The following is a 17,579-nucleotide window of genomic DNA, read 5'->3' on the forward strand; positions in this document are numbered from 1 at the left end:
ACATAAAAAGCACGAATAATGAACATTTCCGAAATAAGCATACGCAGACCGGTTCTTGCAACCGTGATGACCGTGATAATACTGCTTTTTGGAATGATTGGATACGCATACCTGGGTGTGAGAGAATATCCCTCGGTTGATAATCCTATCATTTCGGTGAGCTGTTCGTACGCCGGAGCAAACGCCGACGTTATAGAGAATCAGATAACAGAACCGCTTGAGCAGAACATCAACGGTATTCCGGGTATCCGTTCGCTTACGAGTACGAGCGAACAGGGCAAAAGCCGCATTACAGTAGAGTTTGAATTGTCTGTCGATCTGGAGACTGCTGCCAACGACGTGCGTGATAAGGTTTCGCGCGCACAGCGCTATCTGCCGCGCGACTGCGACCCTCCTACAGTGTCAAAAGCCGACGCCGACGCGTCGCCAATACTTATGGTGGCCCTGCAAAGTGAGAAAAGACCGTTGCTGGAACTCAGCGAAATAGCCGACCTCACGGTGAAAGAGCAGCTCCAGACCATTCCCGACGTGAGCAGCGTGAGCATCTGGGGTGAGAAGAAATACTCCATGCGACTGTGGCTCGACCCTATAAAGATGGCGGGATACGGCATCACACCTATGGACGTAAAGAACGCTGTGGATAACGAAAACGTGGAACTGCCGTCGGGAAGCATCGAGGGAAACACCATCGAGCTGAACATCCGCACAATGGGATTGATGAACACAGCGAAGATGTTTGACGATCTTATCGTAAAAAGCGACGGCAACCGCATAATCCGTTTCAGCGACATAGGACGCGCCGAACTTGGTGCCGCCGACATCAAGAGCTACATGAAGATGAACGGTGTGCCGATGGTGGGCGTGGTGGTTGTGCCTCAACCGGGTGCAAACCACATCGACATAGCCGACGCTGTGTACAAACGCATGGAGCAGATGAAGAAAGACCTGCCCGAAGACGTGAAATACAGCTACGGCTTCGACAACACAAAGTTCATCCGTGCATCCATTGATGAGGTGAAACAAACGGTTTATGAGGCCTTCGTCCTTGTTATCATAATCATCTTCCTCTTCCTGCGCGACTGGCGTGTGACGCTTGTTCCTTGCATCGTTATTCCCGTTTCGCTCATCGGTTCGTTCTTCATAATGTATCTGTTCGGTTTCTCCATCAACGTACTCACCATGCTTGCTGTGGTGCTTGCCGTGGGATTGGTGGTCGACGACGCCATTGTGATGACCGAGAACATATATATCCGAATAGAGAGGGGCATGTCGCCGAAGGAAGCCGGAATAGAAGGCGCGAAGGAAATATTCTTTGCCGTCATATCCACAACAATCACACTGGTGGCCGTATTCTTCCCCATCGTGTTCATGGAAGGAACGACCGGCCGACTGTTCCGTGAGTTCAGTATGGTGATTTCGGGCGCCGTCATCATATCGGCATTCTCTGCCCTCACGTTCACTCCAATGCTTGCAACGAAGCTCCTCAAGCAACGTGAGAAGAAGAACGCATTCTATCGCATGACCGAACCTTTCTTTGAAGGAATGAACAACGTGTACGAACGGTCGCTGCAATATGTATTGAACCACAGAATGTGGATATTGCCGCTCATCGCCATAATGCTTGTACTCATCGTGGTACTGTGGGGAAAGATACCGTCGGAGATGGCTCCGCTCGAAGACCGTTCAATGATTACGATCAATACGCGCGGTGCCGAGGGTGTTACTTATGAATACATAAGGGATTATACGGAAGACATCAACCGTGTGGTTGACTCCATAATACCAGACGCCGAAGCCGTTACGGCACGCGTATCGAGTGGAAGCGGAAACGTCCAGGTGACACTCAAAGACATGGCCGACCGCGATTACAGCCAGATGGATGTAGCCGAGAAACTGTCGGCTGCGGTGCAGAAAAAGACTAAAGCCCGTTCTTTCGTACAGCAACAGTCATCGTTCGGAGGACGTCGTTCGCGCATGCCTATACAGTATGTATTGCAGGCTACGAACCTCGAAAAGCTCGAAAAGGTTCTCCCGAAATTCATGGAGAAGGTGTATGAGAATCCTGTATTCCAGATGGCCGACGTCGATCTGAAGTTCAGTAAACCCGAAGCGCGCATACACATCAACCGCGACAAGGCCAACGTAATGGGCGTAAGCACACGCGATCTGTCCGAAACTCTGCAATACGGACTCAGCGGACAGCGTATGGGATACTTCTACATGAACGGCAAGCAATACGAAATACTCGGTGAGATAAACCGTCAGCAACGTAACAAACCGGCCGATCTGCGCTCCATATATCTGCGCAGCAGCGACGGAAAAATGATACAGATGGACAACCTCATCGAACTTGAGAACACCATTGCTCCGCCAAAGCTGTACAGATACAACCGCTTCGTGTCGGCCACAGTATCAGCCGGACTGGCAGAAGGAAAAACCATCGGACAAGGTCTTGACGAGATGGACAAGATTGCAAAGGAAGTGCTCGACGACACATTCCGCACATCACTGGCAGGCGACTCCAAGGATTTCCGCGAGAGTTCGTCAAGTCTTATGTTCGCTTTCATCCTGGCTCTGGTGCTCATCTACCTCATCCTTGCTGCTCAGTTCGAAAGTTTCAAGGATCCGTTCATCATAATGCTGACCGTTCCGCTCGCCATAACAGGTGCGCTGATATTCATGTTCTTCGGCGATATAACCATGAACGTGTTCAGCCAGATCGGAATCATCATGCTCATCGGTCTTGTTGCAAAGAACGGTATTCTTATCGTTGAGTTCGCCAACCAGAAACAACAGGAAGGTATGGACAAACTGACTGCTGTGCGCGAAGCCGCAAAGCTCCGCCTGCGTCCAATCCTTATGACAAGTGCATCAACCATTCTCGGCCTCATCCCTCTAGCCTTTGCAACGGGCGAAGGATGCAACCAGCGCATCGCCATGGGTGTGGCAGTGGTCGGAGGAATGCTTGTCTCCACCATTCTTACAATGTATGTGGTGCCTTCCGTTTACAGTTTCATTTCAACAAACAGAATTAAAAAACTAACAAATGGCAAATAAAATCCTTACCGGAATACTCTGTCTGATGTGTGCCTGCGCCGCATCAGCACAGCCGGAACCAGAATATCATGATGTCGGAGTGATGACATTGCAGGACTGTCTGGCCAAAGGTCTTGAGAATAACTTTTCAATCCGTATGGTGAAAAACCGTCAGGAAGTGACCTCCAACAACGCTACGGCAGCCAACGCAGGACTGTTGCCGGAGGTGGATCTCACTGCCTCATACGGTGGAAACTATCATACCACCAGCACAACAGCAAGAGAATCGGGCGTAACTTCAAAAGAAAGCAATGCCCTTGACGGAACACTTGATGCCGGTATTGAACTCAACTGGACCATATTCGACGGCTTCAACGTGTGGACAAACTACAAACAGCTGCAGATGATGAAGGAACAGGGCGAGCTGCAGACACGAATCGCCGTGGAGGACTACGTGGCATCGCTTGCCGCCGAATACTATAACTTCATACAGCAGAGCATCCGTCTGAAAAACTTCCACAACGCCATGAAGCTCTCACGCGAACGTCTGCGCATCGTGGAAGTGAACTACCACGTCGGCAGTTTCTCACAACTGGAATATCTGCAGGCGAAAGTCGATTTCAACGCTGACAGTACCCAGTACATGAAACAGCGTGAAGCGCTCACTACTTCAAGGATAAAACTGAACGAGATGTTGGCCAACGAGGATGTCACCGCACTGCTTGGAATACGCGACACAACAATCGACGTAAATCCGGGACTGCGCTACGACGAACTGTGGGAAGCTACTCTGACAGCCAACTCCTCTCTGCTTCTGGCCGACAAGAACACAGACATCGTGAAAGCCGACTACAAGAAGATAATGTCGCGCGACTATCCATACGTGCGACTCAACATGGGTTACGGCTACACAATGAACCGCTACGAGCTCTCAGCCACACGTAAGCGCGACAACTGGGGGCTGAATGCCGGAATAACCGTAGGCTTCAAACTGTTCGACGGCAAGCGCAGAATGCAGAAACGAAATGCAGAACTCGACATAAAATACTCTGAACTGGAACGTGATAACCTGAAGCTTTCACTGAAATCAGAGCTTAACAACTTCTGGCAGGCATACAAAAACAACTGGGAAATACTACAGAAAGAACGTCAGAACCTCGTCGCCGCCGAAACAAACTACTATTTTGCAAATCTCAAATATCTTGAGCACAGCATATCAGGATTCGAGATGCGCGAGGCACAACAAAGTCTGCTCGATGCCAGAGAGCGCATTCTCGTGGCCGAATACGACACAAAAATATGTGAGATATCACTTCTCCAACTCAGTGGTAAAGTGCTCAGTTATCTGAGCGCGGAGACTCCAGCCACTGCCGTAAACCAATAATTCGATAGAAACAAAGACATGAAAATAAAAAAGCTATTTCTCTTCCTTACTCTGACAATGGCCTGCACACTGTGCACGGCCCAGTCGAAGAAGTCTGTATCAATACTTGGCGACTCGTACAGCACATTCCAAGGCTATCTCTATCCTAGTACAAACTTCGTGTGGTACAACGCCGGCAAACACGACAACACAGACGTGACAAAGGTGCAAGAGACATGGTGGCACCAGCTCATAAGCAGCAGAGGACTGCGTCTGTGCATAAACAACTCGTTCTCCGGTGCCACTATCTGCAACACCGGTTATAACAAGGAAGACTTCAGCGACCGCTCGTTCTGCACACGCTTGTGGAACCTCGGATGCCCGGACATAATTTTCATCTTCGGTGGAACAAACGACAGTTGGGCAGGATCACCCATCGGTGAATACAAATACAGCGACTGGACAAAAGAAGATCTCTACTCTTTCCGCCCGGCAATGGCGTATATGATAGACAACACAATAGCACGCTATCCGAACGTAGAGATATATGTCATCATAAACGACGGGCTGTCCAAGGAAATAACAGAGTCGAGCCGAACCGTTTGCGAGCACTACAAAGTAAAATATGTGATGCTGAAAGACATCGACAAACTCAACGGTCATCCTTCCGTGAAAGGCATGAAACAGATAGCCGAACAGGTTGGAAAGATAATGAAAAGATAGATAATAACCGACAATAAAGACAAGAGAAACGCGCGGACCGCGGCCGGCAGCAGGACCAGAATGTGTCACTGACTGCAGACAACACAGTTCGCGCGTTTCTCTTTTTTATATTCTTGCGTGATTATTCAATCACTCCGCACCAGCCACCGTTGCGTTCCAGCTTCAGTGTGAGCACCGAAGACTTGTCCACCTGGCTCTCACCCTTCACATAGTCGAAAGCCTGACGGTCGGCATTCACGCCGTCTGCAAAGAACGTAAGGGTGCGTTTGCCACCATCACCAAGGAAATCGAGCGGCACAGTCACGGTTCTCGCATTGCCTGCGCTCATGGCTCCAATGAACCAACGGCTGCCTTTCTTGCGTGCAACAACCACATATTCACCCACTTTGGCATCGATAACACGTGTCTCATCCCATGTCACAGGCACTGAACTTATGAACTTAGTACACTCCTCTTCGGCATAATATCTTGTCGGAGTATCCGAAAGCATCTGTATGCCACTCTCAAAAACGACATACATCGCCATCTGACAAGCACGCGTACCCATACCCATCGGGTTTGGATCGGTGCAGCGGTTGTGCTCCGGTTGTGCAGAGTTCATAGAACCGGGAGTGAAATCCATTGCTCCCACAGCGTTGCGGATGAACGGCAGATATATCGTATTCTCCGGACGACAGCCCTCGTTCTGCTCCATACCGCGCACTCCTTCGTAAGACAGAAGGTTTGGATATCTGCGCTCCAAACCGGCCGGCTTGAACGAGCCATGGAAGTCAACCACCATGTTGTATTTTGCTGCTTCCTTTATTACTCTCTCATAGAAGTTCACCATCCACTGGTCACTGCGGTCCATGAAGTCAATCTTCACGCCTGGAACACCCCACTCAGCATAGCGCTTGAAAAGGTCCATATTGTTCTCAACAGTCAGCCACGGCAACCAAAGAATAAGACCCACGTTCTTGCTCTTGCCGTAAGCCACGAGCTCGGGAATATTGATTGCGTCGATAGAGTTGAAGGGATCGCGTGTAGTGCGGGCCCATCCCTCGTCAAGGATAATGTAAGGTATACCAAACTTCGATGCGAAATCGATGTAATATTTATAAGTGTCGTTGTTGATTCCGGCCTTGAAATCAACACCCCATATCATCTTGTGATTCCACCAGTCCCAGCTCACCTGTCCCGGCTTTATCCAACTGCAGTCCTTCAGTTCGCACGGTGAAGATAGCACATAGGTCATTTCATTGGCCAGAAGGTCCTTGTCCTGCTTGGAGATGACAAAGTAACGCCACGGGAACGAACGCTTGCCCTGTGTGCGGGCGATATAGTCAGCCTCCTTCAGTATCTTAACGCTTCTATCTCCATCGTCACCGAATTCCAGCGGAACTTTCGGGAACACCGAACTCATTCCGTTCTCACCGGTGCCTTTAAGGAACATACACGGATAATCCTTCAAGTCTGCTTCTGAGATAAGAATCTTATAGTTCTTGTCAGTACTTACAAGCACCGGGAAATATATCATCTTGTCCGACGGTTTGAAATCGCTCGTCTTTATATGGCTGTAAGGACTTTCGTAAGAAGTCTTGAAGCCGTCTGTATAAGACACATGTGCCATATAGTCACCGGGGAAACCTATTCTGAATGTCTCGTCCTTCACGTCGGCCGTGCCCTTTATATTTGTCACGAAACGATAAGCCACACCGTTATCGAATGCTCTGAACTCAATGGCGTAGTTGCCTGACATGTTAAGCGTCATGGCATTGTAGTGGTTCTTCACCATGGCATTCTTCAGTGGCACCTCACGCTTTATCGTTTCGTTGACAGTAGTGCGCTTCACATTCTTCAGTTTCGGATTCACTCCCAGCTGTTTATTGCCAATAGTCATGGCAAGCTCACATCCAGTGAGAACCTCGTTGCCATCAACACTTACTGTGTAGGTAACTTTGTCACCCAGACTGACATTCACACCGACAGTACCGTCAGGCGACTTCAAAGTCAGATCATCGGCCGCCTTCATGCCCGTAGCAAACACTGCGGCCGCAAGTAAAAGGATTGTTTTTTTCATGATTGTAATAGTTATGTTGTTTTGTTAAGTATACAAGCAGGATAAATTCCGTAAACCCGGTTATAAAAAAATTGGAGGGGCGGAAAGCATTCCGTTTTCCATACCTCTCCAATTTTATTCTGTCTACCGACTATTATTTCTTTTTCTTGCCCTTTGCCACCTCTTTAGAGAATGAATAAGGAGCATCGCTGTCGGCTATACCACGCTGCTTGTTAGGTGTGGCAGACATGTTGTAGACAATGTTTCCACCCTTGAGCAGGTCGCTGTGTGTAAGATAGTTCTTTGTGTAATCAGCACCGTTGAGTGTCATCTTCTGTATGTAACGGTTGTCGGCACTGTTGTCGTTGGCAGTGATTGTGACGGTCTTGCCGTTCTCCAGATGCAGAGTCATCTTGTCGAAGTAAGGAGTTCCGAGCACATATTCGTTAGAACCAGGACATACAGGATAGAATCCCATTGCAGAGAACACATACCATGCAGAAGTCTGACCGTTGTCCTCGTCGCCGCAGTATCCATCAGGATTTGCGTTGTAGAGTTTGTCCATCACCTCACGAATCCAATACTGAGTCTTCCAAGGCTCGCCAGAATAACCATAGAGATAAATCATGTGCTGTATCGGCTGGTTACCGTGAGCATAGTTGCCCATGTTCATAATCTGCATCTCACGTATCTCATGGATAACTCCACCGTAGTAGCTGTCGTCGAACAATGGCGGAACACTGAACACAGAATCAAGCATAGCGTTGAATGTTGCCTTGCCACCCATCAGGTCGATGAGTCCCTGCGGATCGTGGAATACAGACCATGTGTAGTGCCAAGAGTTACCCTCGGTGAAAGCGTCACCCCACTTCAGCGGGCTGAACGGAGTCTGGAACTTGCCGTCCTTGTTACGTCCACGCATGAGGTTTGTCTCCTTGTCGAACACGTTCTTGTAGTTGAAAGCATGCTTGAGGAACGGTTTCAGTTCCTTGTCTGATTTACCGAGAGCCTTACCGAACTGATAGATGCACCAGTCGTCGTAAGCATATTCGAGTGTACGTGCCACATTCTCATTGATCTTAACATCGTAAGGCACATAACCCAGTTTGTTGTAATATTCGAAACCGAGACGTCCGGTAGAAGAAACCTGAGGATGAACAGCATTGGCACCGTGCTTAACAGCCTCCCACAATGCTTCTGCGTCATAACCGCGCAGACCTTTCAGATAAGCGTCAGCAACTACTGAAGCAGAGTTGTTACCAACCATACAGCCTCTGTGGCCGGGGCTTGACCATTCAGGAAGGAATCCGCTCTCCTTGTAAACATTCACGAAACCAGCCTGCATCTTCTCGTTTACAGAAGGATATACGAGGTTGAGCAGCGGGAAGAGGCAACGGAATGTATCCCAGAAACCAGTGCCTGTGTAGAGATAGCCTGGCAGCACCTTGCCATTGTGCGGGCTGTAGTGTACAGGCTGACCGTTTGCATCGATCTCATAGAAGCTGTGGGGGAACAGTGCCGAACGATAGAGACAAGAGTAGAATGTGCGCAGATGATCTACATTCTCATCCTCCACTTCGATCTTACCCAACACTTCATTCCAGCGGTCACGGCCCTGCTGCTTCACGCGGTCAAAGTCGCCATCGCCCAGTTCCTTGAGGTTGAGCAGAGCCTGCTCTGGGCTGATGAACGAAGAAGCCACCTGAACATTAACCTGCTCGCCACGCTTGGTCTTGAAACCTACGATGGCACCAGAGTGGTTGCTTGTAGACTTCAGAAGCGATGCATCAACCTTTCCGTCAGCCACGGCAGCCTTGTATGTGAAAGGTTTGTCGAACTTCAGAACGAAGTAGTTCTTGAAATTGTCAGGCACACCGCCGCTGTTGCGTGTGGTGTAACCGATGATCATGTTCTTCTCGGGAATGATTTCAGCATAAGAGCCTTTGTCGAAAGCATCTACAACGATGTACGACTTGTCTGTCTCCGGGAATGTGAAGCGCATGGCAACGGCACGGTCTGTAGGAGCCATTTCGGCAACAACGTCGTGGTCTGCCAGATATACGCGATAGTAGTAAGGCTTTGCTATCTCAGCCTTATGAGAGAACCATGAGGCACGCTTGTCCTGATCAAACTCGGGAGTTCCTGTAACAGGCATAATTGAGAACTGACCGTAGTCGTTGATCCACGGGCTTGGCTGATGAGTCTGCTTGAATCCACGGATCTTGTCCTGCGTATAGACGTATGCCCATCCGTCGCCCATCTTACCGGTCTGCGGCATCCAGAAGTTCATACCCCACGGCATGGCAATAGCCGGATAGGTATTACCGGTGGACAGTTCGAATTTAGAAAGTGTTCCCACGAGCGGGCTGACATAGTCAACAGGCTCGGCAGTCTTGGCTGCACCGGCACTCAATGTACCCAATGCAAACAATGCGGTGAATAAGGTTTTTAATCTCATATTGTAATTATAATTATTGAATTTTCGGGTTATTACGGCTTAAGCTTCTCCGGCGCACACGCACTGCAGACAACGCAGAAAACCGAAGGCTTCATAAGGCTATGCCATCACAAGGCGATGGATGTATGTCGCATAAGGACATTCATGCTACAAAGATACTACAATTTGGCCGCACTGCAAAATAAAAAATCCATTTAATTTGATGCTCCTTAATGCTTGTCCAAAAGCTGTGTATATTTATACATTCTTCGGTTGGTTTATGAATAAATATTCATAGCCGGCAGAGGTCAACTTCACTAGTGTGTCCATGGAAGTCAGAAGAATATTTCCAGACGTAAATGTGCAGTGCCTGAACGCCTCACATAAATCTCCGACTGTCAACGGAAAGGACTCCCCTATGCTGTCATATGCCCTCCAACGTGATACGGAACAGGCCTTATGAGAGTGCCGAACGGGCTTTTTCATGGCATGGAACCGAGATTCCGGACATGCAAAAAAGGCATTAACATGAGCCAAAGAAGGACATTCCGTAAAACAATAGCAGGAAACACGTTGGGTGAGTTTTCCGATAATGACCTCTACGGACACCGGAAAACGTCAGCGATGTTCTATTTCACGATTTTCTTTTGTAAAATATGTTACTGCCGGGAACTGTATATTTATCCAAAAAGAGTGACGGCCCGTGTCAGAAAGACACATGGCCGTCACTGAGAATTATTGCATCCACTTGAATAAAACGTCTTACATCTTCACACTCAGGCTGTGGGTTCCCGAGCCATATTCCTTGGAAACCGTCTCACCGGGAAGCGTTACATCGGCTGTCGCTCCCTCAGGAATGGTGAATGTCCACTTCCATGTGTCGCCATCATACTTCCATGAGCTCTTGATAAGTCCGGCTGCCGACTTGTATTCGGCGGTGAGATAACCCAGACGACGGTCGGGCACAGGACGCATGATGATGCGACGGAAACCGGGCTGAGAAGGATCGGCTGCTATACCGGCAGCTGTCTCCCACAACCACTCGCACACCGAACCATAGGCGTAATGATTGAATGAGTTCATGCCCTGCGGGCCCATACCTTTGTCTTTCATGTAACTGTTCCAACGCTCCCAGATGGTAGTGGCACCATTATCTACAGAATAGAGCCACGACGGATTCTTACGCTGGAAGAGTAGTTCGTATGCAATGTCGGACATACCGTTCTCGGTAAGTGTGCCCATAAGGATGGAAGTGCCGAGGAAACCGGTCTGCAGACAGTTGTCGTGCTCCTTGAAGTTCTGGCGCAGACGGGCGATCATGCGTTCTTTGGCAGCACCTTCCAGTATGTTGTTCTTCAGAGCAAAGAGAGCCGGTGTCTGCATAGTGTTCAGTATTTCGGTCTTGAACTCGCCGTCTGAAGTGAAGAACTGCTGGCGTATGTACTCACGCGCCTCTTCCATCATCGACGCATAGCGTGAAGCGTTGCGGCCGGTGGCTTTCGCCATATCGTGCATCATGCCGGCATCCATAAGCCAGTAGCTTGCACAAAGGAAGTTCCAGTAGTCCACAGCCTCGGGAAGCGGACCATTAGGACCGAATGCACGTCCGCTGCAACTCTCCAGCGGCTCATAGCTCAACCAGTCTGCCCACTGATAGTTTCCGTTCTCGCTTCTGAGCGCATTGTGATCATACTTGGTCTCTGCCACATGGTTCATGAAGCGCTCCATAGACTCCCACGACTCGTCAATGACCTTCTTGTCGCCGAACTGTTTCCATACAACCCATGGAACAATGATTCCGGCATCGGCCCAACCAAGGCGCATCATGTCCTGATCGCCGCATCCGTACTGTGCGAAAGGTGCCACACCGGGATAACCGCCTGTAGGCGACTGGGTGTCGCGCATGTCCTGAAGCCACTTGTGGAAGAAGCGTTTGGTGTCGGCGAAGAATGTACCTGTCTCGGCAAACACCTGTGTATCGGCTGTCCAGCCAAGACGTTCGTTACGCTGCGGACAGTCGGTTGGAACGGACAGATAGTTGGACAACTGTCCCCAATATGTGTTTGAGATAAGTTTGTTCACAAGGTCATTACCCGTAGTGATGCGTCCCGTTTCCAGTTCCTTGGCTATTGATGTAACCGGAACACTGCGTATCTTCTTGATAGTAACCGGCTCTGTTACGGTGATGGAGATGAAACGATATCCGAAGAAAGTGTTCTGCGGACGATAAGAAACCGGTTTGTCGCCTGACGCAAAAGTATAATCGAGCATCATGCCGGTGTCGGGTATGCGCAGATTGAGACGGTGAACACTGCCTTCCGGACCGTCCATACCCCTGCTCTTCGCTCCGTTTCCGTCGTTGAGCAACTCTGCTGTCACGCAATGAAGCTTTGTGCCTTCCTTTGCCTGGAAGAGGAACTCAGGCACCGCAGCGGCATTCTGACCGAAGTCGATAACCAGATTTTCACCGGGATTTACCTGTATCGCCTCTCCGTCCTTAAACTTCTTCTTTATTACAACCTTGCCGTAAGCCTCTTCGCTCTGCCCTGTCACGTCCTGCCATATGTAGGCTTCTACAGGTGCAAGCGCAATGTCCGGACGCATGTATATCTCCGCTCCGTTGTTAGGACGTATCTGTCCCTGGAACTCACGGTTCACTTCAGGCTTTGAGAGCAATGCCGGTGTGAGGAAGCCTTGTGCTTCGCGTGCATCGTATATCTCACCGTCGAAGATGGCCGCATGCTTCACCGGACCGGCTATACCGGCTTTCCATGTATCGGTGTTTGTTCCGTAAAGACGTGTTGTTCCGTCCTTATAAGTCACGCGCAACACACCGCGGAAGGCACACTTCGTTCCATACATGCCCTGGCTTCCGCCGGGTGTGACAATCTTGTCGCCCCACCATCCGGGCGTAACCTGCGCAGCCAGCTGGTTGACGGCTCCGGAGCGAGTATCGAACGCGTCGGTGACATCATAAGTGAAGGAGCGTTTGGTTTTGAACGGATGGGTAAAACCGGGTTTGAGCACCTCTTTACCGATGAGTTTTCCGTTGACATACAAATCGTAGACTCCAAGTCCTGCGGTCATCCACTCCACGCGTTCCACCTTGTTTTCGTTGGTCAGCGTCGATACGAACCAGTTGGCACCGTCAGCCGCACGTGCACCATCGTTCACGGTGCCCGTCACAACAGGTGCATTGACTACTGAAATCCATTCAGAATTTTTCCACGCTTCGCCATCGAAACCATCGATAAGTGTTCCCACGTTTTTCTTGTCAGCAGTGCCGCAAGCCGTAAGCATTGCGAGTGCTGCACAATAAAGCATCTGTCTGTAGTTCATCATATTTTGTTTTGATTTTATAAAATTCTATCGTACGCCCCATGCAGCAGACAAACCGTATTTTATCAATCTGTTCAAACAGTCTGTGTTGAACATCCGCTAAATTAACCGGTCGGAGACGCGGCTTTGCAGTTCGACACACAATGCGGTCGGAAAGATAAAAAGATCGGACATTCTCATGTTTTAGTCATTAGCTTTATTCGGACGGACTTCTGTGCCGTAAACTGACTTTTCATCCACAGGAAAGAACCATGCGGAACAGCAGCTGAAGACAGCACATGCACCAAAGACAAAGTTAAGGAAATATTTTGTACGGACGACGTATGCGGACGTGTTTTTGGTGCGAGGGTGTCAGAATGTATAGTGAAAAATATCAAAAAGCGCAGCCTGCATATTGATATTGCTGAATATTAAAAGAAAAGAAACTGTTTAAGGTATAGCATTTTGTGCTGCCATGGACTCATGACAGGACAAAAAACAACGCGATGACTCACCCGATAAATAGTGATGGGAAAGAATAGAAAATGTCTTTGCACAATGGAAAAATAAATATCAGATTATTCGATAAACTTTGTGCGGCTGAATAATAAATCCGCATTGGCATAACGGATAAATCATAACAGTAAGACGGGCGCGTCCTTCCGGAGCCTTTACTCACACCAGATATCAATGTTATTAAAGAAAACCCGGAGGACGTACTTACAGTTTTTCTTGACTTTTTTTTGACAAAATAAAATCGGAAAACAGATGCGTGAGAATGTCAGATATGGCATTACAAAGGCCGTTTCGGACTGTACGGTCTTTTCATATACCCTGGAGCGTGCTCCGGAATAATTCGTTTCCCGTTCTGATAATGCCCGTTTGAGGGTCTGATTCCGCCCATTTCAGGGCATGATATGGTGCGTTTCAGCTCATGATATGTGCAATATCACGTGCTGAAACGGTGCTTATTACAAACTGAAAGAAATATTGTCACACGCAAGTGTCTGGCATACAACATTTTAGGATAACCTCTCATAATTCGCGAATTTGCGTCTGAGGAAGAGTCTGCCCGCAAATACGCGCCGGATTTTTGGGGTAGAACCGAAAACTCAGACGGAAAAATCAAAATCTGGTTATAATCTGAAAGTCCCCTATATCTTGTTTTCATACGGGCTGAAAGAAAACGATGATTATCTGATATCTAATCATCGGATTTCCATTAAAAACCGATCTTCACCTGATTTCTACAGAAACAAAGTGTCCGCACCCCTGTGACAGAGATGCGGACATCGGTTGTTTATGACGTGACAGACTATTTGTCGGTGGTCGGGAAAGCTGATATACGCAGACGGGCGGCACCCATCGGCACGAGCGTTATGTCATCGAGCGTGGCGGCTTTCGGCGCGCACTCGTCGGGCAGTACTCCGCACAGCTTGGTGGCATCGAGCGTCCACGACGGCACCTGACGGCCTTTGGCCTTGAACTCGAGCGGCACGCTCTCAAGAGTGAACGGGAAGTTGTCGGCCGGCCACGGTTTCTTCACCACCTCTATGTCGCCGAGCGCGTTTTCCGGATTGAGATAGAGTGCGTAGTTCCATGGGCTGTCAGCATATATTTCGGTGGTCGGCCACTGCGATGCGTCGGCGTTCTTCTGCCACTTGCTGTCGTGTATGGCAGTCTCCTTGCTGTCGCGTTTCACGTAGCGTTCCTTAATCTTCAGCGACAGGGTGAGAGGTCCGTAGTCAACGCTCACGCTGTTTTTGTTGACCTGCCAGCGGCGCATACTGAGCGACATGGGCACACGCAGGCTCACACGGTCGCCCTTTTTCCACTCACGGTTGATGCGATAATACTTGCCGCTCACAGGAGTTACGGTCTGTTTCTCGCCATTGACATATACCTCGGCATTCTTAGTCCACGAAGGTATGCGCAGATAGAGCGGGAATTCGGCCTTGCCTTTGTCTATCGTTATGGTGATGTTCTCGTCGAACGGATAATTGGTTTCTTCCGTGACTGTTATTTTCTTGTTGTCGGGCACTTTCACATCTGCGGTGCAGGCAGCATACATCACGAAGGCCACACCGTTGTCGGGAGTAGCGTATACAAGGTTTTCCGAATAGTAAGGCCATCCCTGCGAATGGTTGTGCTGGCAGCAGCGGCTGCTGAACGGATTCATAGATAGGAACGGTCCGCTGTTTGCTATGCCGGGGCTATGGTTCTCTGAGTCGCTCTGCACCATGTTGGGCGACGTGATATAACGCAGAGAACGGAAGTCGGGCATCACTGCGGCAGGATATGTATTGAAGGCTATATCCTCACAGTTCTCTGCCCAATAAGGATCGCCTGTGAAGCGTAGCATTATCTCGTCAGACGCCATCTGCTCCACCATTCCGCAGGTCTCTACACCCTGACGTGGGTCTATGTAGCCCAGACGTGCGTTCTCGTCGCTGCCGAACATGCCTCCAGGCACTTGTCCGAAGGTGCGGCGTATGAGGTGCTGCACGTTATACGAGGCGTGGAGCATGGCCTTGTCGCCGGTGAGCATGTAATATGTTGCCGGCTCGCGGAAACACTCGGCTATGTTCACATTGTGCCAGTTGGGCAGGCTTGTGGGCTGACACCAGTCGGCGGTATTGCGGTGTATCTTGTGCGCAAGGTCGAGAAGGAATTTATCTCCCGTGCGGTTGTAAAGCCATAATACAGTATAGAGGTTGTCGCCTCCGCGGCTGTTCTCCCAATAATCCTCAAGGAATTTGTCGTCTGGAATGGTGAGCTGCCACTTGAAGTAATCGGTCATGAGCTTTATTACGCGCTCGTCACCACTGTATTCATAATAGGTCTGCAGCGTGGACAGCGCAATCATCTGAGCCCACAGTTCCGGTTTGTCGCCATGCATGTTCACCGGTCCGAACGAACCGTCGGGACGCTGGCTTTTCAATATGGCCTCAATCCACAGCTTGGTTTCATCAAGCATCTTCTTGTCACCAAGGATATATGCAAGATCACTGTAGCCTTTAAGCCAGTAGGGCACTTCTTCCCATCCGTGATCGCCGCCGGAAGTAAGCCATGCGTTATTCTCTTTGTCAAGCCAGGCTGAAATCTCACCGAGATGGCCGGTGAGACCATCGCGCTGCAATTCAAGATAGCGCTTGACCCACCCTGCCGGACGTATACTGCCGACAGGAAGTTTAATGAAACTCTGCTGAAGCAAAGGTGCACGACTGTTCACATAATTGTTGCTCTGGCTTGCATTGTCTGGTCTCTCTACGACCTGTGCTGTCTGCGCCCCGGCAAGACCGGACGAAAAGAGCAACAATAAAGCCATGAGATGATGTCTGTTTTTTCTCATAATGCTGTTCAGATTTGGTTTTTGTAATTAAGCATTGTAATTAAGCATAACGTGTATTGCACATACAGCTATTAACCGTAAACTGACAATACAAAAAAGAATTATTACGCCGGTCGTGTTCCAAAAAATATTTGGACATCCGGTATGAAGAATCTTTCGTAAATGAAAAATCACTCTCCGAAAATACGGAGAGTGATTGAATATACTCGATAAGAGTTTTGTCTTATTAATCCCAGTCGATTGCGTGCTGACGGTCAGACTCCTGAGTGTTGATCTGACGCTCACCTGTCAGAGAACCACGTACTGAGTATGTCATTTCATAACCAGGAACCAATGTATAGTCTGTGAAGCTATAATTGATATTGTTGATCATGACATAACGGTGAAGGATGTAGTCCTTAACGGCATCCATCTCTTCTACAACAGTGTAACGTGTGATCTCTTCCTCACCGGTAGCCTCATTCTTTGTCACCTCAAACTTCACACTTGGATTGTCGCATGAGAACTTGACAATACCATGAGTATCGTCAGTTGGTACAAATTCGAGTTTAACCTTGTAGTTAGCGCGGTCAACACGATCTTCATCGATAGTACCAGGATAAATGAAAACAGTGTTTTCGTCAACAACGTACAGACGTACATTCTCAACAACAGAAGCATTAGCTTCGTCACCCTTCATAGAAATCTGCTGAGCAGTTCCTGAGTAAACACCCGACCAGTCGTTGAACGGATAGATACGGAGAAGTGCCTTTGCATAGTACTGACGCGGATGAGATACGTAATTGTAGCTCTCATCATCAAGAATCTGAATAGGAAGAACCCATTTCTTTGACATATCGATTCCTGCAAAGTTGAACTTAATGTTCAGCAGCTCAACATCCTTACCCTTGGCAATCAGAAGTTCACTTGGATAAGTTGCATAAGAAGTCATATCCTGATAATAAAGGTCGGTACGATTCTGGAAACGTGCATAGTTCATCGTTGCCAATGTATCGGGGTCTGCAGACAGATGTACATTGATATTTCTGTCATTTGTTGTAGAACCTGAAACGATAACCGGCAGATCGTACTCTGAAATACCGATACCTCCGTTGCCTTCTGACTCGAACTTGTTGCCTGTGACATTACCTTCCTCGTCAAAAAGGCATCGTGTATACGGAACATTGACATCGCGCACACCATTAGAATTCAACGGAGCGCTGAAGCTGATGTAATGTGCATACTGCTCGTCTTCCCACTCGTCATTGCAGGATGTTGTAAGCAAAAGTGCTCCAAAAAGTGATGCACCTAATATAGCTATATGTTTCATCTT

Annotated in this window: 8 protein-coding genes; 3 read left to right on the top strand and 5 right to left on the bottom strand. The window is 48.8% G+C overall.

The window, feature by feature from the left end; translation table 11 throughout:
- The first annotated feature begins 18 nt into the window (after positions 1-18).
- From WKT13_RS06120 to WKT13_RS06130, 3 genes are read left to right on the top strand one after another with little or no spacing between them, the layout of a single operon-like run.
- Positions 19-3,057 carry an efflux RND transporter permease subunit gene (locus tag WKT13_RS06120; protein ID WP_298619544.1) on the top strand — a complete coding sequence of 1,013 codons (3,039 nt, stop codon included), beginning with the start codon at positions 19-21 and terminating at the stop codon, positions 3,055-3,057.
- The gene (locus tag WKT13_RS06125) at positions 3,047-4,420 is read left to right on the top strand and encodes a TolC family protein (protein ID WP_340323259.1); all 1,374 of its coding nucleotides are present in this window, start codon (positions 3,047-3,049) and stop codon (positions 4,418-4,420) included. The genes WKT13_RS06120 and WKT13_RS06125 overlap by 11 nt, the downstream gene beginning before the upstream one ends.
- Before the next feature lie 18 nt (positions 4,421-4,438).
- Positions 4,439-5,122: an SGNH/GDSL hydrolase family protein gene (locus WKT13_RS06130; protein ID WP_340323260.1), complete on the top strand. Its 684-nt coding sequence runs from the start codon at positions 4,439-4,441 to the stop codon at positions 5,120-5,122.
- 121 nt (positions 5,123-5,243) lie between these two features.
- Here WKT13_RS06130 and WKT13_RS06135 read toward each other — a convergent pair whose 3' ends face one another.
- From WKT13_RS06135 to WKT13_RS06155, 5 genes are all read right to left on the bottom strand, one after another.
- Complete coding sequence (locus WKT13_RS06135; RefSeq protein ID WP_340323261.1) at positions 5,244-7,181, bottom strand: glycoside hydrolase family 97 protein; 1,938 nt, start codon at positions 7,179-7,181, stop codon at positions 5,244-5,246.
- A gap of 133 nt (positions 7,182-7,314) precedes the next feature.
- Positions 7,315-9,618, bottom strand: coding sequence for a GH92 family glycosyl hydrolase (locus WKT13_RS06140; protein WP_298619533.1), 2,304 nt, complete (start codon positions 9,616-9,618; stop codon positions 7,315-7,317).
- A 741-nt stretch (positions 9,619-10,359) separates the two neighbouring features.
- Entirely contained in the window at positions 10,360-12,939 is a 2,580-nt protein-coding gene (locus WKT13_RS06145; RefSeq protein ID WP_340323262.1) for a family 78 glycoside hydrolase catalytic domain, read from the bottom strand.
- 1,291 nt (positions 12,940-14,230) lie between these two features.
- Complete coding sequence (locus tag WKT13_RS06150) at positions 14,231-16,243, bottom strand: beta-L-arabinofuranosidase domain-containing protein (protein ID WP_340323369.1); 2,013 nt, start codon at positions 16,241-16,243, stop codon at positions 14,231-14,233.
- Positions 16,244-16,493: 250 nt separating this feature from the next.
- The gene (locus WKT13_RS06155) at positions 16,494-17,576 is read right to left on the bottom strand and encodes a DUF4973 domain-containing protein (protein ID WP_340323263.1); all 1,083 of its coding nucleotides are present in this window, start codon (positions 17,574-17,576) and stop codon (positions 16,494-16,496) included.
- Positions 17,577-17,579: the final 3 nt, after the last annotated feature.

The organism is Prevotella sp. HCN-7019 (assembly GCF_037890215.1).
GTDB lineage: Bacteria > Bacteroidota > Bacteroidia > Bacteroidales > Bacteroidaceae > Prevotella.

What these genes read in the sequence shown, in the direction of transcription:
- WKT13_RS06135 (WP_340323261.1), bottom strand. Translation starts at nt 7,181, where the DNA reads ATGAAAAAAACAATCCTTTTACTTGCGGCCGCAGTGTTTGCTACGGGC.
- WKT13_RS06155 (WP_340323263.1), bottom strand. Translation starts at nt 17,576, where the DNA reads ATGAAACATATAGCTATATTAGGTGCATCACTTTTTGGAGCACTTTTG.
- WKT13_RS06125 (WP_340323259.1), top strand. Translation starts at nt 3,047, where the DNA reads ATGGCAAATAAAATCCTTACCGGAATACTCTGTCTGATGTGTGCCTGC.
- WKT13_RS06150 (WP_340323369.1), bottom strand. Translation starts at nt 16,243, where the DNA reads ATGGCTTTATTGTTGCTCTTTTCGTCCGGTCTTGCCGGGGCGCAGACA.
- WKT13_RS06145 (WP_340323262.1), bottom strand. Translation starts at nt 12,939, where the DNA reads ATGATGAACTACAGACAGATGCTTTATTGTGCAGCACTCGCAATGCTT.
- WKT13_RS06140 (WP_298619533.1), bottom strand. Translation starts at nt 9,618, where the DNA reads ATGAGATTAAAAACCTTATTCACCGCATTGTTTGCATTGGGTACATTG.
- WKT13_RS06130 (WP_340323260.1), top strand. Translation starts at nt 4,439, where the DNA reads ATGAAAATAAAAAAGCTATTTCTCTTCCTTACTCTGACAATGGCCTGC.
- WKT13_RS06120 (WP_298619544.1), top strand. Translation starts at nt 19, where the DNA reads ATGAACATTTCCGAAATAAGCATACGCAGACCGGTTCTTGCAACCGTG.